Raw genomic sequence first — 20,539 nt, 5'->3', positions numbered from 1 at the left:
TAACCCTTGCCAAGCATGATGAAAACTAGCAAGTCTCAACTTTTATTATGACGCTATCTAAAGAGAAGTCAATCCTTTCAGTACACCGAATGAAAACGATAACACCCAAAATGTTTCACCCTTTAACTGAGCCTGCAAGAAGCCCTTTCACAAAGTATTTTCCAAGCAGAATATACACCAAAAGGGTCGGCAGTGCTGCCAAAATAGCCCCTGCCATCTGGACATTCCATTGTACAATTTGACTACCTGATAGATTTTGCAAGGCAACCATGACCGGCTGATGCTCCGCAGTGGTCATCGTGACCGCAAATAAAAACTCATTCCACACATTTGTGAACTGCCAAATGGCAACCACGACAAATCCCGTAATAGAAAGCGGCAGAATCATATGTCTGAAGATCCCGATAAACCCTGCTCCATCCATTTTCGCCGATTCGATCATTTCATCAGGAATGCTCACATAGAAATTTCGGAACATAAGTGTTGTGATTGGCAGGCCATATACGACATGGACAAGCACAAGACCTGGAATGGAGTTATACAAACCAATTTCACGTAAAAATTGAATGAGTGGAATGAGAATGCTTTGATACGGAATAAACATACCGAACAGCATCAACGTAAACACCACTTCTGAACCTTTGAAACGCCATTTGGACAGTACATACCCATTCATCGCACCTAATACAGCAGACAATAAGGTAGCAGGAATGACAAGGTAAAGAGAATTCATTAAATTGGGCGATAATTTTTCAAAAGCAATTTGATAGCTTGAAAAATCGAGTGTAGACGGAAGCGACCACATTCGCTCAAGCGTGACTTCACCTAATGGCTTTAAGCTTGTAACGAGCATGACATAGACAGGCATGAGAAAAAATAGACTGCACAACATCAGCAGCGCATAGAGAACTGGACGAACGAACCTTCTTGCGGTCATGATGAAGCCCCCTTCCGGCTAGACAGGAGATACGGTACGATAAAGACCGCAACAGAGATCAGCATGACGATTGCAATGGCGGCACCGCCTGCATAATGGTTTCCTCTAAAGGTCATTTCGAACATATAAACACCCGGCACATCGGTGACAAAGTTCGCACCTGGTCCTGTCATCGAGTAAATCAAATCGAAAATCTTCAAAGAAATATGAGCCATGATAATAATAACACTCGCTGTAATTGGTTTTAAAAGCGGGAAGATGATTTCCCGGTAGATTTGCCATTCAGTGGCTCCATCCATTCTAGCAGCCTCTCTCACTTCCTCTGGGATGCCTCTAAGACCTGCCAAATACATCGCTAGTGAGAACCCTGTCATTTGCCACACAGCTGCAATGACGACTGCAATCATTGCAGCTGGTACACCAAATTCAATTTCCCCCCATACAAATCCAGCTAAAATGTTCGTATCAGTGTACCACTTTGGCTGGATGCCAAGTGTTTTCAAAAACAGATTCACGCCAGTTGACGGATTTAAAATCCATTGCCACACGACACCGGTGACAACGAAGGAAAGAGCCATTGGAAAGAAGAATAAATTCCGAAAAAGTGATTCACCCTTGATTTTCTGATCTAGTAAAATGGCCAGTACAAGCCCTGAAGCAATGACCGCCCCAATAAAAAACAGCGTAAAAAAGACCGTGTTCCGAAGATCTGACTGAAAGCGAAAATCTTGAAACAGCATGACATAATTTTTCATACCTGCGAAAGAAAAATCAGGAACAAGCGAGGTCCAGTTGGTTAATGAAACATAACCTGTCCAGCCAATAAAGCCGTAAACAAAGATGAATAACAAAACAGCTGATGGTGCTAAAAATAGCAGGGCAAGCAACTGGTCTCCATTCCATTTTTTCCGAACACGTTTCACTTTTGCCGCTGGTGTTTTTGTGATCGGCGATGTGTCCATGCGCATGAAGCTACACTCCTTTTTTAAAAAAGAGGCGGTGCCTATCGGCCGCCTCTTTCGACTTTATTTCATTGCATCTTTTAAAGAAGAAACAAACTGACTGCTGTCTTTTTGTGTCACGAAAATATTGACGGCTTGGTTTGCCTTCGTCACAAAGCCTTCTTCAGCAGCTGAGCCATGTGCGAGGGACGGCGCCAGCTTTGACTCTTTAAATGCCTTCATCGCCGATTTTCCATATTCATCATATTTTGATACATCTGCATCCACACGCGCCGGAATGGACCCCTTCAGCGGATTAAACGCATCCTGACCTTCCACAGATCCCAACACAGATAAGAACTTCTTCACGTTTTCTGGCTGTTTGACACCCTTTGGCAGCCCGAATGTATCAGTGATCACCATAAAGCTTCCCTCCGTACCAGGCGTTGCCACGTATCCGAAGTCTTTGTTCACCTTCAAGTCCAGATCATTCACAAAGTATCCCTTTGCCCAGTCGCCCATAACATTCATCGCTGCTTCCCCTTTTGCCACGAGCTGTGAGGCATCCTGCCAGTTACGAGAGCTATGATCGTCATTGACGTATTCGAGCATACGTCCAAAGATGTCTGCCGCTTCCTTCACCTTGGCGTCATCCAGTTTCAAGTCGCCCGTCCAAAGTTTCTGATAATCATCTACGCCTAATACACCAAGCAGCACACTTTCAAACAAATGAGTGGCTGCCCAAGGTTCTTTATCTCCAAGCGCAAGTGGTGTAATCCCTTTTTTCTTTAATGCATCTGCTGTTTTGAAAAATTCATCAAATGTTGTGGGCGGCTCTAAGCCTTGATCTTCAAAAACCTTTTTGTTATACCAAAGCACATTGCCTCGGTGAATATTCACTGGAACGGAATAGATTTTCCCATCTTTGCTCACAAGGTCAATCAGTGATTCTGGAAATTTGTCCTTCCAGCCTTCTTTTTCATAAAGATCATCCAGCGGCTCCATTTTACCTGCCGCGACCCAGCTTTCATTCAGCTCTGCCCCGCCATGTACTTGGAAGGTAGCTGGCGGATCATTCCCTTGCATCCGGCTCGTCAGAACAGCCTTGGCATTCGTACCAGCGCCACCAGCGACAGCTGCATTTTCAATTGGAATGTCTTTATTTTTCTCTTCAAACAATTGAATGAGTGCCTTCAGCCCGTCTTCCTCACCTGCACCAGTCCACCAAGAGAAAATTTCTAGCTTCTCCGCTCCGCCCTCTTTCTTTGCATCTGAGTTCGTCGATGAACTGCAAGCAGAGATGACCAGCATACAGAGTGCCAATAAAGTTAAGCCTAATTTAAATTTCATCATGGATCCCCCATCCCTTTTTGTAAGCGTTATCAAAATAAGTATACTGGCAGATCCTTGCTTTTTTTCAGGCAAATTTCTTCACTTTTTTATGAAATTCTTCATTTTTTTACGACCTGTTTTCGATATTCTTTCGGTGAACAGCCGACCGTTTTCTTAAAGACACGACTGACGTAATTCGGATCTGTATATCCTGCTTGATAGGTAATTTCTTTTAAACTAAGCGAACTGTCTTTGAGAAGCTTCTTAATTTTGTCCAGCCGGCAGGTCGTCACATATTCTTTAAACGTCAGACCGGTCTCATCTTTAAAGCGTTTTGTGAAATAAGTTGGGCTTAATTCGACATAGGCAGCGGTTTGCTCCAGCGTGATATTTTCATAAAAATGTGTTTTAATGTATCGTTTCGCCCGCTCTATGTCATTCACTGTCTGAGTTCTTGCTTCATACAGGTCAAATAAATGCTCACAGCATTGGCGGCATTCTGCTTCCGTAGTGATCGTTAAAACAGGTAAATCTGCTCGAAGTCGTGACTTTAATAAGATGAGCAGCTCTTTTACATGTGAAATGGTCGCTCCTTCTAAATAAAAGGCATCATAATATGCTAGGGCGTCCTCTCTCCTCCCTTCTTCTAGTGCAAGCATCATGTCATCGGCAAGCTCCGGCAGATTCATTAATGGAATGGATTGCAGCTCTGTGTTGTAAAAACCATAACGAACAACGCCGCCATCCTTTTTGCGCTGATAATAGGACAGCTTAGCCTCTGCTGCACTTTTTTGAAGATGAAGCGGGTTGGAGACTGGGTGTCCCATGCCAACGACAGGGGAAGGCTGTTCTCTTGTCATGGCAGCTCGAATGGCTTGAAGTACGTCCGCCTTTAGCTGACCCGGTGCTTGATGGCTATAAATAAAGCACGTCATCAGCCCGCCGCCCGCCTGAATAGGCACCGCATTAAAAAGAGCGGATTTCTGTAAATCAATCAGTAACTGATCCCCGCCAGTCCGCTGAACAGCGATGACGAGGCCTGCTTTAAATGCCTGAAACAGCCGCTCAAACTCCATCGAGGTATCAGGCTGTCCGTTGAATACATGGGCTTCCAGCCACTTTGACTGCTGAATGACTGCTTCTTCCTGCCGCTGAGAAGCCTCCCGCTGAATTTCAGCTGCAACAGACCGAATGACTTTAATGGTTTCGTCTTTGTCAGCTGGTTTGACGAGGTATTGTTTGACCCCTTCCTGCATGGCTTGCTTGGCGTAATCAAACGTATCGTAGGCTGTCAGCATAATAAATTTTGTGTATGGACAGCTTGCTTTGATCTGTTTGATCGCTGTCAGTCCATCCATGCCAGGCATCTGAATATCCATGAGCACAAGGTCAACTGGCTCTGATCGTACAAATTCAACCGCTTTCTTTCCATTCTCAGCTTCCCCTGCAATATGACACTCTGGCAGCCATTCGGTCATGAACTTACGCATCGCCATCCGCTCAATTTTTTCATCATCTACAATCAGCACGTTCAACATGCTCGTTCCTCCTTTATCGGAATCGCCAATTGAATGGTGGTGCCTTCATTTGGCTTTGAATCAATTTGAAGCGCATCCTGCACCCCGTAAAATAAACGCAGTCTTGATATCACATTTCGAAGACCAATCCCTGTCGAGTGGCCTTTACTGAGTGTGTTCGAATCATCCTCTTCTTGCGATAGCAATCTCTTTTTCTCTCTATCACTGATTCCAAGTCCATTATCCTGAATCCGAATCATCACAAAGCCTTTGTCTCGATAGATAGAGAGCTTAACAAGCCCGTTCTCCTCCTTTGGTTCTACCCCATGAATAAAGGCATTTTCGACAAGCGGCTGTAAGGTGAGACTTGGAATATGAACAGATAGACATGACTCATCTATGGTCGTTTTACATGTAATGCGATCGGCAAATCTCGTTTCTTGTATATGAAAATATTCTTTGACCACTTTCACCTCTTGTTCTAACGTGACGGACGTGCTGAGAGGAGATAACGAATACCGCATCAGTGTAGAAACAGATTGAATCAATTTCGATGTCGCATCAGCTGACTCTAAGTAAGCCATACGTGATACGATGTTTAATGTATTAAATAAAAAGTGTGGATTCATTTGGTTTTGCAGTGTTTTCAACTTCATGTCTTTGATTTTTTGATCTAAGGCAGCCTTTTGTTTCATCTCTTCAATCATCACCTTCATCTCTTGCCGCATTCGTTGAAAGGCATCATTTAACACAGAGATTTCGTCCTTTGATGTCACATGCAAATTCGGCCCATCAAAATGACCTTCTGATACTTCTTTGGCACTCCGAGATAGATGAACAATTGGTCTTGAGATTCCGCCAGCAATCATATAAGCCATCCATAATGCGATCCCTATGGATAACGTAAACAGGCACAGAGTAAAGAGCGCATACGTATGATGTCTTTTTTGAAGTGATTGATAGAGTACCTGATACTCAGATAATTCATCATCCAGAAGGGTCATCGTCTGCTCTTGTATATAAGAGGAGACGGTTCTTACTTCTTTCACACTTGCAGCATATTCTTTGATTTTCCCTTCTTTGACATGAGTCATGGTCGCATCACTTTCATTCATGAGCGTCCGCATCATATATTGATATTTTTCAATGGAGGGAATTGCGGCATGAAGCCCTGCATCTTTCAGGAGCATCTGATCATAGGACGTCATTTTCTGTTTCGATTCACCATATTCTTTAGCAAACTGTCGGTCCTTTTCAATGGCATAGGCATTGACCTTTTCATACATCGTTTTTGCTTCTGTCGATATATCATTCAGCAGGAGAAAGGAACGAAAGCTCTTGCTATATTCTGATGTTATTTTCGAGCTGCTCCAATAAACAAAAAAAGCGGCCACGTTGCCAAGGAGCACAAGGATTAAAAATGCCAATAATAATTTACTTCGAATCCGCTTCATGGCTGAACCCCCTGCAGCTTTTCTGCTTGATAAAGAGGCAGGTCCTTCCGCCGAATCACACTGGTTCCCGTGTACTGAAGCGGCTCTTCTTTTTCACCTTTTTGCAAACGAACAAGTGATTCAACCGCTTGGTAGCCCATTTCATAAGGATGCTGCACGACCACCGCATCAATTTCTCCTTCATCAAGCGCCTGAATCGTATCAGGCAAAGTGTCAAATGCGAGCACATAAAAATCAGCAGAAGATCGATATTGCTCTGTTGCTTGAATGATGCCTACACCGTCTAATGCACTTGTTCCATAAAATGCAGTGAGCTCTGCATGATCGTTTAGTAGTTTATACGCAGCACCGGAAGCCCCTGATTTCGTAATGGCTGATTCTTCTATGCCAACAAGATGAATGCGTTTTTCAGCAGAAACTGCATCTCGAAATCCCTTCACGCGAAGCTTCTGGTGGATCGCATCAAGCCGCCCTGTGACAATGCCAACATACTGTTCGCCTTTTGTATCTGCGATGAGCGCCTGTCCTGCAATAAAACCTGAATAATAATTATCCGTTCCAACATACACTTGGCGCTTGCTCCCCTCTGCATCGGTATCGACTGTGACGACATCAATCCCTTTTTCCCTCGCTTTTTGAAAGAGAGGCTTGTATTTCGTCGCATCAAGTCCCTGCGTCATAATGCCATCTACATGCCCGGCAATCGCCATATCAATGGTTTTCAGGTGATCATCTACATCAGCCTGCTTTGGACCCAGATATTCAAGATACACACGATGAACTTCAGCCGCATCAGCAGCTCCCTTTTGCACCAATTGCCAATATTCATTATCAAGTTCCTCCGGCACAAGGACAAAGTGATATTGATATGTTGACACCGCCTTTTCGGAAGCGTTTTCAATTTTAACTAGATCTAGACCTAATACACATAAAAAACCCACGGATACCACACAAAATGTGAGAAATGCGCCCATTCCAATCCACTTAGACCATTTCACGCATATCCCCCTCCTCCCATTGTTACCGCATAAAAAAAAGAGCTGCTTATAAAAGCATACTCTCTCGACCTCTATAATTCCTTTGTCATAAATAAACTGTTTGGATCTTCTTGATATGAACCAAAAGGCGGGCAATATTGAAACCCAAAGCTTTCATATAATCTTCTTGCCGGTTCAAAGAAAGCAATCGCACCCGTTTCAAGGCTGACTCGTGTATAGCCTCGCTTCTTCGCCTCTTGTAGAAGATGGGTAAGCAGATGCTTCGCTACCCCTTTTCGCATATGGGCTGCCGCTGTCCTCATTGATTTGAGTTCCCCATGTTCACTTGATAACTCCTTGATGGCTCCACAGCCAAGAAGCGACTCCCCATCCCACACACTCCACACTGTGACATCTTCTTTTTTCAAATCATCTAGCGGAAGAGCATGAATGCTTTCTGGCGGTGAATGCTTCTGCATCTCTACTAAATGGCCGGCAATCAACTGTTCTATCCGTCCATCTTTTAGTTCATCTTGTTGAATGTACATACCAATCTCTCCTTTATACACATTGTACGTGAAAAGGTGCGTCTTCCCCGCTATGATGTCAGATAAACGAACAAACAACCGGCATCCATGAGCCAGTTGTTTGTTGTCATCTATATGATGGATGAGGAGAGAACAGCTTGTAATTCTTCTGCTGTACTGCTTTCAAGCTGGCTGCCGACACCTACGGCCACTGCTCCTGCTTCGAGCCATTTAGGGACATCAACTGGATGAATACCACCAGTTGGAATGAATTCAATTTCAGGAAATGGACCTTGTAAGTTTTTCATATAGGACAAACCGAAGGAGCCGCTCGGAAAAAGTTTTAACAAACTGTATCCATTGGCTTTTGCCTGCATGATTTCACTCGGGGTCAGGACACCTGGTACATAGAGTGTATCGTGAAAGGATAGATGCTCTCCGATTACAGGAAGATATCCCGGGCTGACAATAAACTGAGAGCCTGCCTCAATGGCTGATTGTGCCTGTTCAAGTGTCGTAATGGTTCCCGCTCCAACAATGAGGTCTTGCTCATGCCGAAAGGATGCGATGATGCGTTCGGCATTTGGGGTAGTATACGTCACTTCAATGGCACGCACCCCTTTTTTCTTTAAACGCTCAATCATCCCTAGCCCCTCTGCCTCACTATCTGCTCTAACTACTGCAATCAGTTTACAAGCCGAAAGCTGCTCTTTAACGCTCAAACTTGCTGACTTTCCCATACTTCTCATCCTCCTTCATTTCGTTTCGCCTTTGATATCGTTTTGCTTCTTTCATAAATGCCTGAAGCTTCTCCCGCGTAGGCAGTCCATCATGATCTCCTGGCGACATAACCGCAAGTGCCCCAATGGCATTACCCCTTGTCACGGATGTTTCATATGATAAGCCGTCAAGCAGGCCGCTAATGACCCCAACTGCAAATCCATCACCAGCACCGACCGTATCAACGACATCTTGAACATGAAAACCCTCGACAATGCCTTGACCGGCTGCACTTTTAAAAAAGGCACCTTCCGCTCCGAGCTTAATGACCACGAGTTTGACACCTTTTTGCAAATAAACGTCTGCAATCTCTTCCGGCTCATGACACCCAGTGAGTCTTTGCCCTTCTGCAAGTCCGGGGAAAAACCAATCTACTTGAGAAGCCATCTGGTTCACCGTATGAATCATATCTTCTTCCTCTTCCCAAAGCTGAAACCTAAGGTTCGGGTCAAATGAAATCGTTTTTCCTGCTCCCTTCATTTCTTTTAGGGCATGAAAAGAGAACGCTCTCATTTCACTGGACACTGCAGGTGGAATGCCTGTCAAATGAAGGTGTCCGGCCTGATTAAAATAGGCGGAAGGAAAGTCGCTTGGATTCATGGTGCTCGCAGCAGAGCCTTTTCGGTAATACGTCACATCCGGATCTCCGTTGATGACTTTTGATTTCAGCAATATCCCCGTTTGGGACCCATCATTTGAACGGAGCACTGCATTTGTATCGACCCCTTCTTTTTGAAGCTCTTCTAAAACAAATGTGCCAAGTGAGTCTGCTCCGACTTTGCTCATCCAGCCTACCTCAAAGCCTAACCTTGCCAAGCCGATAGCGACGTTACTCTCTGCACCAGCAAGTGCTTTTTGGAACGTATTCACTTGATGAAGCTCCCCAATTTCTTTTGCATAAAACATCGCCATTGATTCCCCAAATGTGATCACATCCAATGCTTTCACTCCATTCTCCCCTTTCTTGGTACCGGTTTCAAATTAGTTGAAAAAGAGAGAGCATGCACGTATGGATACTCTTCTCTGCCTTCGCTTATATAGATTTTCTCACCATGATTTCACCATCGAGTTGAATGGTTTGGGGAGCACTTTCATCCCCTTCAAGCCGCGTTTTGATTTTTTGCATGGCTGCTTTCCCCATTTCATGAGATGGCTGTGCAACCGTTGTGATTCCTGGACCTATCAGCTTATACCATTCTGTATCATCAAATCCGGCAATGCCTGTCTCCTCAGGAATCTTTACCCCAAGCTCCACGAGTTCACTGATGAGCTTCAGCATGAGTAATCCATTGCCGGCTAAAATTGCTTTTTTCTGGTTGTTTGATTGTAAAAAACGACGAACCTCATGCCGCATTTGTTCCTTTTGCTTCAAATTGATTTCTGCAATCATGGGCTTCTTATGTTTACTCATGACCGTCTGTTCATATGCTTCTTTCCGTTCTTCACGAGGACTAATCCCATCGACCGGCTCAGTAAAGAAAGCGATGTGCTCGTAGCCTTTTTCATACATTTGATGGAGTAGACGAATCGTGATATCTCGGTTATTCGTTGTCACAGTGTCGACCTTGAGTTCAGGTAATTTACGGTCCACAAGAACAATCGGTACACCGTTTTTCTTAAAATCTTGCAGAATGTCATTGTTTTGACCAGTCGTATTGATGATCAGCCCTTCAATATAATGCGCATTCAGCTTCAGAAGCATTTCTCGTTCTTTTTCTGGACGATTATCTGTGTTGCACACCATGATGCTGTAACCATATTCATCACAAATTTCTTCAACACCGCGAAGTGTCGCCACAGAGAAAGGATTCGTAATATCGGCCACAATAAAACCCAATGACCTTGCTTTTTCTTACTTTCAGCCCTTGAGCAAGCTGACTCGGACGATAATGGAGCTCATCAATGGCTTTTTTAATCTTTTTTACTTTTTCAGTAGAAATTTCATTTGTTCTGCCATTGATGTACCTGGATACAGTTGATTTTGAGACACCTGCATAAGCTGCAACTTCGTTAATGGTGACCTTCGTTTGCTTTTTCTCTTTCATTCAAAAAACTCCCACGTTCGATCTTCTGATTTGTTTCGAAACCGATTTCATAAACTTAAAAAGAGCATATCATAAGTTGATGAATATCAGAAGATTTTTTTTTATAATCATGAAGAAAAATCCTTTTATATAAATAAAGAAAACGATTTCAAATTAACGGTTGACGCCGCTCTCTTTTTCCTCTAAAATTTTCCTTGAAACCGATACCAAATAAAATATCCATATGTTGTTTCAGATGGAAAGGGAGGCTTATCTTAAATGGAAAATCGTTATGCTGTACATCCTGAGCAGGTCAAGCGTTTTACAACAGAGGAACTTCGTCGTCATTTTCATATTCCTACACTATTTGTCAGTGGTGAATTGAAGCTGTATTATTCGCATGAGGATCGCGTGGTGATTGGTGGCGTCATGCCAAAATCAGAACCGATCAAATTGGATGCCGGCGACTTTTTACGTACGGATTATTTCCTTGAAAGACGGGAAATTGGCATCGTGAATGTCGGCGGGCAGGGAACGGTCACAGTCGATGGTGAGTCTTTTGTGCTGGAGCATAAAGATTTCTTATATATTGGACTTGGACACGAACATGTAGAATTTGCTAGCTCATCAGGCGAGCAGGCCAAGTTCTATCTTGTGTCAGCCACCGCTCATAGAGCGTACCCTACGCAAAAGGCAGCCATCGCTGACTTAACACCGAATCACTTAGGGGAAGCGGCGGCCTCAAACGTACGAAATCTGTATCAAGTCATCCATGCAGACGGCATCCAAAGCTGTCAGCTGATGATGGGGATTACTCAGCTTGAAACCAACAACACATGGAACACGATGCCTGCTCATATTCATGATCGGCGGATGGAAGTGTACTTATATCTTGATATAGAAGAAGATGCACGTGTCTTTCATTTTATGGGGGAGCCATCTGAAACGAGACATCTCGTTGTTGCAAATGAAGAAGCGGTCATTTCACCTGCATGGTCCATTCATTCAGGATCAGGTACAGCGAATTATTCATTTATTTGGGCAATGGCGGGAGAAAATTACACGTTCAAAGATATGGACTTTGTCCCAATGGACCAGTTGAGGTAATGAGATGACGACGACATCCTATGTAGCGTCCCTCTTTTCCCTTGAAGGCAAAACAGCTCTTGTCACAGGTCCTGGAACTGGTATTGGTCAAAGCATCGCTGTGGCGCTTGCCAGTTCAGGTGCAGATATCATTGGCACATACCACCATACACCCCTTGATGAAACAAAATCGCTTGTTGAACAGACGGGCAGATCATTTCATGCGGTTCAAGTAGACTTTGCAGATCCTCCGTCTGCTCAGCAGGATATCGATGCCCTTTTAAAACAGCATACAATTGATATTTTAATCAATAATGCTGGTACTATTAAAAGAGAGCAAGCGGCTCATTATTCAGAGGAAGACTGGCATACGGTCATCAATGTGAATATGAACAGTCTCTTTTTCCTCACGCAAAAGGTCGGACAGCAGATGCTGAAAAAAGGGCAGGGAAAAATCGTCAATATCGCCTCGCTTCTATCGTTTCAAGGCGGTGTCTTTGTCCCGGCCTATACGGCGAGTAAGCATGCAGTCGCAGGGTTGACGAAAGCTTTTGCAAATGAATGGGCAAGCCAGCACATTCAGGTGAATGCGATTGCCCCAGGTTATATTGCAACCAATAACACGCAAGCCATTCGGGACGATGAGAATCGGAATGAAGAGATTCTCAAACGAATCCCTGCTGGACGCTGGGGACGGCCTGAGGATCTAGCCGGTGCCGCCGTATTCCTCAGCTCACCCGCCTCCGATTATATGAACGGTCATATTTTAGCCGTAGATGGCGGCTGGCTTGCGAGATAAACATATGGAGAGAATTCCTATTTTCAGGGATTCTCTTTTTTCTATTTGCATAATTCTTCCCCTTCCGAGTCACTCTATAAAAAACATGATATGAGGGTGAGGTAATATGAAAAGTCGTATTGAACCAGATATACAGTCCGTCATCAAACGCGTCAAAAGCTTTGCGGGGAAAAGTGATGATATCGTGTTCCATTCTTTTTCATTTGGTCCTTCCACTATCTCTGCATGTCTCGTGTACGTTGAAGGACTCACAGAATTCGAGATGCTTTCCAAACAAATCATTTCACCAATGCAAAAGGAACTGAAGATCACTGAAGTCGATCACACTACACTTCCTTCCCTTTCTAAAACATTCTTTGGCATTCAAAATGAAGTACTGGTAGATATAAACCTTGCCATTGAGCAGTTATATAGCGGCAGGGCTATTTTATTTGTGGATGGAGCGACGCAAGCGCTTGCGCTCCAAACAAATCTTTTTCAATTTAGAGAAGTAGAGGAGCCGCAATCTGAAGTCCTTGTAAGAGGACCACGGATTGGATTTATTGAGAACCTTGAAAAAAACACAGCTTTACTTCGTGAACGGGCAAACGATCCGAACCTTGTCATTCAAAAGGTAAACATAGGTACTCGTAACAAGAAGTCTGCCGCTCTCGTGTATGTTCGTGATATTGCAGATCCCAAACTAGTAGAAGATGTTCAATCTCGCATGAAGCGAATCAAAATGGACGATATCCCTGAAACCGGCTATATCGAACAGCTAATCGAGGACAGTCACGTCTCCATTTTTCCACAGATTCAAAACACAGAACGCCCTGACCGGGTGATCGCCGCTGTGCTTGAAGGGAAGATTTCCATTTTACTCAACGGTACGCCTTTTGCGCTCATCATGCCTATGACACTGACTGCCTTGATGCAATCGCCAGAGGATTATTATCAGAGGTGGACAAGCGCCACCCTTTTACGTTTACTCCGTTATATTGCGGTACTGCTGACTATTTTTTTACCAGGACTCTACATCGCCCTTGTTTCCTATCATCCCGGCTTATTACCAACACGAATGGCACTCACCATCGCAGGTAGCCGGCAAAATGTTCCCTTCTCTCCTGTCGTTGAAGCCATCCTCATGTCGTTTACGATTGAACTGCTGCGGGAAGCCGGGCTTCGCCTTCCGAGGGCGATTGGGCAGACGATTGGACTGATTGGCGGTGTCATTATTGGGCAGGCAGCTGTACAAGCCAATATCGTCAGTGCATTAATGGTCATTATTGTGTCACTGACTGCCTTGGCCGATTTTACTGCACCCTCATATGACTTTAGCTTCCCATTACGAATTCTGCGGTTTATGGCGATTTTCAGTTCAGCGATGTTTGGTTTATACGGCTTAATCATGTGCTATTTATTTGTGCTTTGCCACTTGATGCAATTAAAGACCTTTGGTTTCGACTATTTCACACCTGTTTTGTCTTCACCGTTTTCAGACTTAAAGGATACGTACGTTCGTTTACCGATAGGGCTATTTAAATCGAGACCGAAAACAACCAAGACAAAAAATATCAAAAGACAAGGAGAGTAAACGATGTACAGAGCTGAGAAGCTATCATTGTTACAAGTCACCATTCTGTGCAGTTCTACAATGATAGGCGCTGGAATATTAACCATTCCACGCAGTTCTGCCAATTCAGGGTTCCCTGATGGCTGGATCATTGTATTAATACAGGGAGTCATCTTTGCTTTCATTGCGTTTTTGCTAGGTTGGATCGCTGAAAAGAATGCACCGGACACCATTTTTGAGTCAAATACAAGAGGAGCCGGCGCATTCTTTGGCACGATGTTTAATTTAATGCTAATTGCATATTTACTAGCCATTGTCGGCTTTGAGGCGCGTGTACTTGGGGAAGTGGTTCAGTTTTTCCTGCTGCAAGAAACCCCTATGACGGTGATTGTCATGATTTTTTTACTCGTGGCGATCTATCATTTGAAAAGCGGGATCTTTCCAACAGTAAAAATAGTGACATATATTTATCCAATCACCATGGTCATCTACATTGGACTCATGCTGTTTTGTCTAAAAATATTCGATTTTGATTATTTACGCCCTGTCATGGCGCACGGTTTTAGGGATTTTCGTAACCTGTTTCCTCAAACCTTTATTCAATTTACAGGCTTTGAAGTGATTTTGTTCGTTATACCGCTTATGTATAAAGAGAAAAGGTCGAAAGCGAAATGGGCAGCAGCAATCGGTGTCGGGATCACATCTCTTGTCTATTCCCTCACGCTTTTTGTTGTGATTGGCTCCATGACAGTTGGAGAAACGAAATCCCTCACGTGGCCGACAGTTTCTCTCATTCAAGCGCTTGAAATTGAAGGCGTATTTATTGAACGTTTTGATATTTTCTTACTGACGATTTGGACATGCCAGCAGTTCATTTGTATGCTTGGTTTTTTCCAATTTGCCATTAAAGGCTGCCAAACAGTCTTTAAGACCACCAATTTAATGAGACTGCTATGGGTGCTATTTGTGATTTCCGCAGCATTGTCTCTTTTTCCGAGAAATATCAATGAAGTCTTTTACTACTCTACTTTACTCGGCTATTCGCTGTTCGCTATTTTAGCCATTCCTTTTATAACAGCTGTTCTTCTGATGATACGTAAAAAATGGGGAGGTCGTTCTGCATGAGAGGACGTCATTTATTGCTATTGTCTATGTCCTGCTGTCTTTTACTACTATCAGCAGGCTGCTGGGACTTAAAGGATATTGAAAAATTATCGTTTGTGCGTGGTGTTGGCATTGACGAGGAGGGTGACAACGGAGTCAAGCTCACCTATCAAAACCTTGTACCAAAAATGGGTGGAACACAAGAAACAGACTCTCCTGGCTATGTGAATGTGGTCTCGAAGGGGAAAAATGTACTGGAGGCTGTGAGTACCGTTGCCTTGAAAGGACCGCCGATCTATAGTGATCATCTTAAAATCTTTTTGTTCGGCAAAAATCAAGCAGAGCATCATGATATTCAAGGGACACTGAATCACTTTATACGAGATGATGAGGTTCGAAGAAGCAGCTACATCCTAGTGTCACGAGGTGATGCGTCAAAGGTGATCAACCAAAAATTAAAATCACAGCAAAAGGTTCCAGTTGAGCATATCTTTGAAACATCGAAAAACCGGAGCTTTAACGGAAAGATTTTACTGCCGACACGTATTGGCCGAGCGTCCGATTACTTTCAGATGGGCACAAGCTTTCTTGTCCAAAGTGTGGATGTAGTAGACGGTGAACTCACATACGATGGAGCAGGCATCATCCATGGGAAAACGAGAAAGCTCATAGGATTCATCCCAGCAAAAGATGTCCAATCCTTAAACTGGGTCATGAATCGCATTTCAGGCGGAGTCGTACCAGCCACCTACAAAGGCTTTCCAATCACGTATGAAATGAAGCAAGCAAAATCAAAGGTCGAACCTTATCTGAAGGATGGAAAGATTTCCTTTACCATTCATGTGACAACAGGCGGGAAGCTATCAGAGGATCAATATCCCCCTGAAAACTCATTCGATGAACATTACATCAAACGATTTGAGCGCATTTTTGCCAACAAAATGAAGGAGCGGATTCATAAAGCTGTTAACCACATGCAAAAAGAAGTTGGTGTTGATCCGATCTTTTTAAATCAGCAGGTGCGCATCAAGTATCCTGATTTTTGGGAACAGCATCGAGACGAGTGGGACACACTATTCCAAGAAGTAGACATTGATTATAAGATAAAAGTCAACATCTTAAACTTTGGTGCAGAGGGCGCAACGAAAAGCTTTAAATGGTAACAGCAAAAAGGCGGTTATCCCATGGGGGAACTGCCTTTTTTACGAGCCACAATTAAAAGTTGGTATAATGTCACGTGATCGGATAATGCTTTTGTTTGAAAGCCAAGTGCTTCTCCTACTCTCGCCACTTCGTCAAAAAATAATTGGACGTTTTGATCAATTTGCACATTGATTGGCTGTGTGTTCACAAGGTCAAACAAATGCTCTGGAAAGAGTGCGCTCATCGTTTTTGGTGTGAAAAACCTCATATGCGTTCGATCTAGAATCCCCGCATCTTGATACGTAAAATCACCTGTCATTAATGGCAGGAGCACTTCTGCATGCATCATATTAGGCAAGCAGCAAATGATCACGCCCCCTGGCTTTAAAGATGCGTGCGCTTGAGCAATCAGTTCCCATGGATCTGACATATGCTCTAATACATCAGAAAATATGATGGCATCAAAAAAAGTTTCCTTCTCTGACCACGGATACTCATCTGCTTTTGCCTCAATGACTTCTTTGTAATATGCCTTTGCAATCTCTGCTTTTAGTGCATCTGCCTCCACTCCGTACATGTCAACAGACTGCCGATTGATAAGCTCAAGTCCTGTCGCCCCTGCACCGCATCCCATATCCAGCACACATACGGCATCCTTAGGAAGCAGAGCTGCAAAGTATGGATGGGGCGCTATGAGGTTTAAATCAATGCCCCATTTATCTAAAAACCGAAGCCTGTTCTCGGCAAACAGTGTAGAGATGTTTGTCTCCTGATTCGCATGGAAGGTTGCATGACCGTGATGATGCACAAATGAATCATGGACGATTTGCAGCTGATATCCCTTTAATAATGAACGCAAACAAAGGTCGTCATCTTCAAATGACCCATATCCAAACCGCTCATCAAAAAACCCCACATCCTTGATCAGCTTTCTTTTTACCAGCAAACAAAACCCAACAAGTCTATGCACATACGTCCTCTGACCTTTCCTCGCAGCCGTATATTCCTTAGCAAAAGCAGGAAGCTCCTTCACATCTGTGTACGATGGATGAACGAGCTGAGGACCACTCACATAATTAGAGACTGGTCCCACCATGCCAATACGTTCTGATGCAAATAATGCCTCTTTTAATGGAGAAAGCCAGTTTTCAGTTACGATCGTGTCGTTATTTATAAAGAGAATACTGTCTCCTGTCGCTCGTTTCGCTCCTTGATTACAGCCCTTTGCAAAGCCTTGATTCTTCTCGTTATCAATGAACACGACATCTTCCAGTTCTCTGATATATTCCTTCGTACCGTCTGATGAGGCATTATCTACTACGATGAGTTCATATTGGTCACTTCGGGTATGCTGCTTGTTGCTGTCGATACATGTTTTGGTTAAGTGCAGTTCGTTGTACGTCAGCATGACAATGCTCGTTTTCCCTTTCATCTCACTCCACCTTTCGCCCGCCTGTTACATATGTATGTCATATGCAGCCCGTTCAGAAGATGAGAGATTGTCTTTTCTTGATTAAACGTTTGTTTAACAAAGGGCTAAAATGAACTTGATTTATCCCTTTGTCTTCTTTTCATCGTGATAGAGAACCTTTGCATTCTAGGAATTACGAGTACCGGCACGCAGGACTGCGGGCGAATGCGAGGGTTTGTCTATACGCTGAGACTAGCCGCTGTATGCAGCTAGTCTTTTTTATACCGTTTCCCCTTCATCATTGACGACGGTGCGGTTTCTCTTTTTTAAATCTGCTTCAATCTCTTCAAGACTTTTCCCTTTCGTTTCTGTGACTAAGTATTTCACAAACAAGAAGGCGCCTATGCCAATGACCGCATAAATCAGGAACAGATGACTGATGCCAATCGCACTTAACAAAGCTGGGAATGTAAGCGAGATGATCAAATTCCCTGTATGAAGCAGGAAGGTCGATACCCCCGTACCGATTCCCCGGACATGTACTGGGAACAGCTCTGGCAGCATCACCCATACGACTGGACCCCAGCTGACAGCAAAGATCACAATGAAGAGTCCTAAACAAATAATCGTTGTCCATCCAGCGGCTGTTGATCCTTCGAAAAATCGATTCACTACCGACAGGACAATTAAACTAAGGACCATACCGGCATTCCCAAATAGGAGTAACGCTTTACGCCCGACACGATCAATGATTTTGATCGCCACAAACGTCATGACGACATTGACCGCACCAATACCCACAGTTCCTAAAATCGCCGCTGAATCGCCAAAGCCGACACTTGTGAATGTTTTAGGTGCATAGTAAATGATCGTATTTGTACCAATAAACTGCTGTAAAAAGGCTAAACCGACACCAGCGATTAAAGCTGGGCGCACCCATGGTTCAAATAACTCCTTCAAACCGCCCTTCTCTTCACTTTCCGCCTTTTGTATATCTGACATTTCTTCTTCAACTTCTTGCTTACTCTGTCTAAGTTTTGACAATATCTCTTTCGCCCGGTCCCTCTGTCCATGGACAAACAGCCAGCGGGGGCTTTCAGGCATAAACAAAATACCAAATAATAGTAAAACAGAAGGAACAACGGCAATCCCAAGCATCAGACGCCATGCCTCTGCATCCGCTAAAACGTAGTTCACGATATAGGCGAGAAGAATACCGAATGTGATCATGAGCTGGTTTAAAGAGGACAGTGCCCCTCTTGATTCCTTTGGAGCAAGTTCAGATAAATATAATGGAACAATCGTCGTCGAGCAGCCTACTGCAAGCCCCAGTACGATTCTGAATAAGACCATCATCTCCGTATTTGGTGCAAGAGCTGTTCCAAATCCGCCAATAATAAATAAAATCGCTGCGGCGATAATGGCTTTTTTCCGTCCAAATTGGTCTGTCAGCTTCCCAGAAAGAGAAGAACCAAGCATTGCCCCAATTAAAATTGAGCTGACGACAAGCCCCTCCGTAAAAGCATTTAAACCTAAATCGTCTTTCATAAATAAAATGGCGCCAGAAATGACACCTGTATCGTAACCATATAAGGCGCCGCCAAGTGCGCCGAAGAAATAAAGCCACCCATTCCGATTTTTCATGCTCATAACCCCTCTTTTATCTATGTCTTGACTGGATGATTCTCTATGAAAAATCATTTTCCTCACTTCCTGCCAATTCAAACATTTCGATGTTTTATGACAAATATATTTCATTTGCGTATCATTGAAACTTTTTACGATAAGGAAACGTCAATTAAGCGTTGATGAAAAAATGTCGCACTATATCCCGTTTTAAGGTATATTTGTTTTAGTTTGTAAACATGAAGAAGGACATCTTTACTATAAAAATCATAGCGAGGGTTTAAAATATATGAATCAATCACGAAGCAAACGCAAAGGTAAAAAGCGTTTAAAACCATGGGTGAAAGTCACTCTTTTTATATTTGGTATTCTTTTACTGACAACCGCTTCTGTCACAGGCTATGCCTACTATAAAGTGACAACTGCTGCGCAAAAAGCACAAGTATCTCTAGAACGCGGTGCACAATCAGTCAAACGGATTGAAGCATTCGATCCTGGGAAAGACAGCTTTTCTGTCTTACTGCTTGGAATAGACAGCAGATCAGGCGAAACAGTCAAACAAGCACGAAGCGATGCCATGGTCTTGGCGACAGTCAACCGTACAAATAAAACTGTGAAATTATTAAGCATTCCAAGGGACTCCTATGTGAATATTCCAGGTCATGGCTATGATAAAATTACACATGCCCACGCATTTGGTGATGCAGATTTAACGGTGAGTACAGTGGAGAATTTACTAGATATTCCAGTTGATTTTGTCATTGAAAGTAATTTCAAAGCATTTAAGGAAATTGTGAATGAACTTAATGGTGTTTCTATTAACATTAAAGATGAATATGTAGTCAAACAGATTCAAAAAGATACAAAGGGCAAGGTTGTGCTTCAAACGGGGACGCAGACACTTAATGGCGATCAAGCTCTCGCCTATGTGAGAACGAGAAAAGCAGATAATGATTTAATGCGCGGACAGCGTCAAATGGAAGTATTAAAAGCCATTTTTGATAAATCAAAATCATTAACATCTATTCCGTCATATGACAATATCATTGATACACTTGGTGAGAATGTCTCAACCAACCTATCCATGAAAGAATTAATCGGTCTCTTCCCGCTTCTGACTTCATTGAAATCTGTTGATACCATTCAATTAAAAGGATCTGACTATCAGCCAAACGGCGTTTATTATTACCAATTAGATCAAAATCAACTGAACGAAGTAAAAGCTGAATTAAAGAAACAGCTTGAATTATCGTAAGCAGAAAGAGCTAAAATGATTTTTATTTTAGCCCTTTGTCTTCTTTCCAGCGTGACCTGAAAACCTTTGCAGTC

Annotated in this window: 17 protein-coding genes and 1 pseudogene; 6 read left to right on the top strand and 12 right to left on the bottom strand. The window is 43.3% G+C overall.

Going from position 1 to position 20,539, the window contains the following annotated elements:
- Positions 1–115 precede the first annotated feature (115 nt).
- The 10 genes and pseudogenes from GPA07_RS03410 to GPA07_RS03365 form a co-directional block, all read right to left on the bottom strand.
- Positions 116–937: a carbohydrate ABC transporter permease gene (locus GPA07_RS03410; protein ID WP_008357551.1), complete on the bottom strand. Its 822-nt coding sequence runs from the start codon at positions 935–937 to the stop codon at positions 116–118.
- Positions 934–1,905 carry a carbohydrate ABC transporter permease gene (locus GPA07_RS03405; RefSeq protein ID WP_008357554.1) on the bottom strand — a complete coding sequence of 324 codons (972 nt, stop codon included), beginning with the start codon at positions 1,903–1,905 and terminating at the stop codon, positions 934–936. Before GPA07_RS03405 ends, GPA07_RS03410 begins: the two co-directional genes overlap by 4 nt.
- 57 nt (positions 1,906–1,962) lie before the next feature.
- On the bottom strand, positions 1,963–3,231 hold the full coding sequence (locus GPA07_RS03400) for an ABC transporter substrate-binding protein (RefSeq protein WP_034738768.1): 1,269 nt from the start codon (positions 3,229–3,231) through the stop codon (positions 1,963–1,965).
- Positions 3,232–3,329: 98 nt separating this feature from the next.
- A complete protein-coding gene (locus GPA07_RS03395) occupies positions 3,330–4,748 on the bottom strand; it encodes a response regulator (RefSeq protein WP_008357558.1) in 1,419 nt (472 codons plus the stop codon).
- Positions 4,742–6,181, bottom strand: a complete 1,440-nt coding sequence (locus GPA07_RS03390; protein ID WP_008357560.1) for a sensor histidine kinase — start codon at positions 6,179–6,181, stop codon at positions 4,742–4,744. Before GPA07_RS03390 ends, GPA07_RS03395 begins: the two co-directional genes overlap by 7 nt.
- Positions 6,178–7,179, bottom strand: a complete 1,002-nt coding sequence (locus GPA07_RS03385; RefSeq protein WP_157292031.1) for a sugar-binding protein — start codon at positions 7,177–7,179, stop codon at positions 6,178–6,180. The genes GPA07_RS03390 and GPA07_RS03385 overlap by 4 nt, the downstream gene beginning before the upstream one ends.
- Before the next feature lie 71 nt (positions 7,180–7,250).
- Positions 7,251–7,706 carry a GNAT family N-acetyltransferase gene (locus tag GPA07_RS03380; protein ID WP_157292030.1) on the bottom strand — a complete coding sequence of 152 codons (456 nt, stop codon included), beginning with the start codon at positions 7,704–7,706 and terminating at the stop codon, positions 7,251–7,253.
- A 110-nt stretch (positions 7,707–7,816) separates the two neighbouring features.
- Positions 7,817–8,425, bottom strand: coding sequence for a bifunctional 4-hydroxy-2-oxoglutarate aldolase/2-dehydro-3-deoxy-phosphogluconate aldolase (locus tag GPA07_RS03375; protein ID WP_008357566.1), 609 nt, complete (start codon positions 8,423–8,425; stop codon positions 7,817–7,819).
- A complete protein-coding gene (locus GPA07_RS03370; protein WP_232532139.1) occupies positions 8,397–9,377 on the bottom strand; it encodes a sugar kinase in 981 nt (326 codons plus the stop codon). Before GPA07_RS03370 ends, GPA07_RS03375 begins: the two co-directional genes overlap by 29 nt.
- Before the next feature lie 121 nt (positions 9,378–9,498).
- Positions 9,499–10,510 (bottom strand): annotated as a pseudogene (locus GPA07_RS03365) (LacI family DNA-binding transcriptional regulator).
- Between the two features lie 258 nt (positions 10,511–10,768).
- Between GPA07_RS03365 and kduI the strand changes: the two are divergent.
- The 5 genes from kduI (at position 10,769) to GPA07_RS03340 (ending at position 16,193) form a co-directional block, all read left to right on the top strand.
- The gene (gene kduI / locus GPA07_RS03360; RefSeq protein WP_008357573.1) at positions 10,769–11,596 is read left to right on the top strand and encodes a 5-dehydro-4-deoxy-D-glucuronate isomerase; all 828 of its coding nucleotides are present in this window, start codon (positions 10,769–10,771) and stop codon (positions 11,594–11,596) included.
- Between the two features lie 4 nt (positions 11,597–11,600).
- Positions 11,601–12,374, top strand: a complete 774-nt coding sequence (kduD, locus tag GPA07_RS03355; protein WP_071168477.1) for a 2-dehydro-3-deoxy-D-gluconate 5-dehydrogenase KduD — start codon at positions 11,601–11,603, stop codon at positions 12,372–12,374.
- A 106-nt stretch (positions 12,375–12,480) separates the two neighbouring features.
- Complete coding sequence (locus GPA07_RS03350; RefSeq protein WP_008357577.1) at positions 12,481–13,947, top strand: spore germination protein; 1,467 nt, start codon at positions 12,481–12,483, stop codon at positions 13,945–13,947.
- Between the two features lie 3 nt (positions 13,948–13,950).
- The gene (locus tag GPA07_RS03345) at positions 13,951–15,051 is read left to right on the top strand and encodes a GerAB/ArcD/ProY family transporter (RefSeq protein ID WP_071168476.1); all 1,101 of its coding nucleotides are present in this window, start codon (positions 13,951–13,953) and stop codon (positions 15,049–15,051) included.
- Positions 15,048–16,193 (top strand): Ger(x)C family spore germination protein, encoded by a 1,146-nt coding sequence (locus GPA07_RS03340; protein ID WP_071168475.1) that lies wholly within the window; start codon positions 15,048–15,050, stop codon positions 16,191–16,193. Before GPA07_RS03345 ends, GPA07_RS03340 begins: the two co-directional genes overlap by 4 nt.
- A gap of 14 nt (positions 16,194–16,207) precedes the next feature.
- Here GPA07_RS03340 and GPA07_RS03335 read toward each other — a convergent pair whose 3' ends face one another.
- Positions 16,208–17,605, bottom strand: a complete 1,398-nt coding sequence (locus tag GPA07_RS03335; RefSeq protein WP_157292028.1) for a bifunctional glycosyltransferase family 2 protein/class I SAM-dependent methyltransferase — start codon at positions 17,603–17,605, stop codon at positions 16,208–16,210.
- A 258-nt stretch (positions 17,606–17,863) separates the two neighbouring features.
- Entirely contained in the window at positions 17,864–19,228 is a 1,365-nt protein-coding gene (locus tag GPA07_RS03330; protein ID WP_157292027.1) for a sugar porter family MFS transporter, read from the bottom strand.
- A 271-nt stretch (positions 19,229–19,499) separates the two neighbouring features.
- On the opposite strand from GPA07_RS03330, the gene GPA07_RS03325 reads away from it, so the two are divergent.
- Positions 19,500–20,465, top strand: coding sequence for an LCP family protein (locus GPA07_RS03325; protein WP_008357588.1), 966 nt, complete (start codon positions 19,500–19,502; stop codon positions 20,463–20,465).
- The last annotated feature ends 74 nt before the right edge of the window (positions 20,466–20,539 follow it).

Source organism: Bacillus sp. ms-22, assembly GCF_009759805.1.
Taxonomy (GTDB): domain Bacteria; phylum Bacillota; class Bacilli; order Bacillales; family Bacillaceae; genus Bacillus; species Bacillus xiamenensis.
The sequence above is the reverse complement of the archived record's forward strand: the minus strand, read 5'-3'. Positions and strand labels throughout refer to the sequence as shown.

What these genes read in the sequence shown, in the direction of transcription:
- GPA07_RS03410 (WP_008357551.1), bottom strand. Translation starts at nt 937, where the DNA reads ATGACCGCAAGAAGGTTCGTTCGTCCAGTTCTCTATGCGCTGCTGATG.
- GPA07_RS03405 (WP_008357554.1), bottom strand. Translation starts at nt 1,905, where the DNA reads ATGCGCATGGACACATCGCCGATCACAAAAACACCAGCGGCAAAAGTG.
- GPA07_RS03400 (WP_034738768.1), bottom strand. Translation starts at nt 3,231, where the DNA reads ATGATGAAATTTAAATTAGGCTTAACTTTATTGGCACTCTGTATGCTG.
- GPA07_RS03395 (WP_008357558.1), bottom strand. Translation starts at nt 4,748, where the DNA reads ATGTTGAACGTGCTGATTGTAGATGATGAAAAAATTGAGCGGATGGCG.
- GPA07_RS03390 (WP_008357560.1), bottom strand. Translation starts at nt 6,181, where the DNA reads ATGAAGCGGATTCGAAGTAAATTATTATTGGCATTTTTAATCCTTGTG.
- GPA07_RS03380 (WP_157292030.1), bottom strand. Translation starts at nt 7,706, where the DNA reads ATGTACATTCAACAAGATGAACTAAAAGATGGACGGATAGAACAGTTG.
- GPA07_RS03375 (WP_008357566.1), bottom strand. Translation starts at nt 8,425, where the DNA reads ATGGGAAAGTCAGCAAGTTTGAGCGTTAAAGAGCAGCTTTCGGCTTGT.
- GPA07_RS03370 (WP_232532139.1), bottom strand. Translation starts at nt 9,377, where the DNA reads ATGGCGATGTTTTATGCAAAAGAAATTGGGGAGCTTCATCAAGTGAAT.
- kduI (WP_008357573.1), top strand. Translation starts at nt 10,769, where the DNA reads ATGGAAAATCGTTATGCTGTACATCCTGAGCAGGTCAAGCGTTTTACA.
- kduD (WP_071168477.1), top strand. Translation starts at nt 11,601, where the DNA reads ATGACGACGACATCCTATGTAGCGTCCCTCTTTTCCCTTGAAGGCAAA.
- GPA07_RS03350 (WP_008357577.1), top strand. Translation starts at nt 12,481, where the DNA reads ATGAAAAGTCGTATTGAACCAGATATACAGTCCGTCATCAAACGCGTC.
- GPA07_RS03345 (WP_071168476.1), top strand. Translation starts at nt 13,951, where the DNA reads ATGTACAGAGCTGAGAAGCTATCATTGTTACAAGTCACCATTCTGTGC.
- GPA07_RS03340 (WP_071168475.1), top strand. Translation starts at nt 15,048, where the DNA reads ATGAGAGGACGTCATTTATTGCTATTGTCTATGTCCTGCTGTCTTTTA.
- GPA07_RS03335 (WP_157292028.1), bottom strand. Translation starts at nt 17,605, where the DNA reads ATGAAAGGGAAAACGAGCATTGTCATGCTGACGTACAACGAACTGCAC.
- GPA07_RS03330 (WP_157292027.1), bottom strand. Translation starts at nt 19,228, where the DNA reads ATGAAAAATCGGAATGGGTGGCTTTATTTCTTCGGCGCACTTGGCGGC.
- GPA07_RS03325 (WP_008357588.1), top strand. Translation starts at nt 19,500, where the DNA reads ATGAATCAATCACGAAGCAAACGCAAAGGTAAAAAGCGTTTAAAACCA.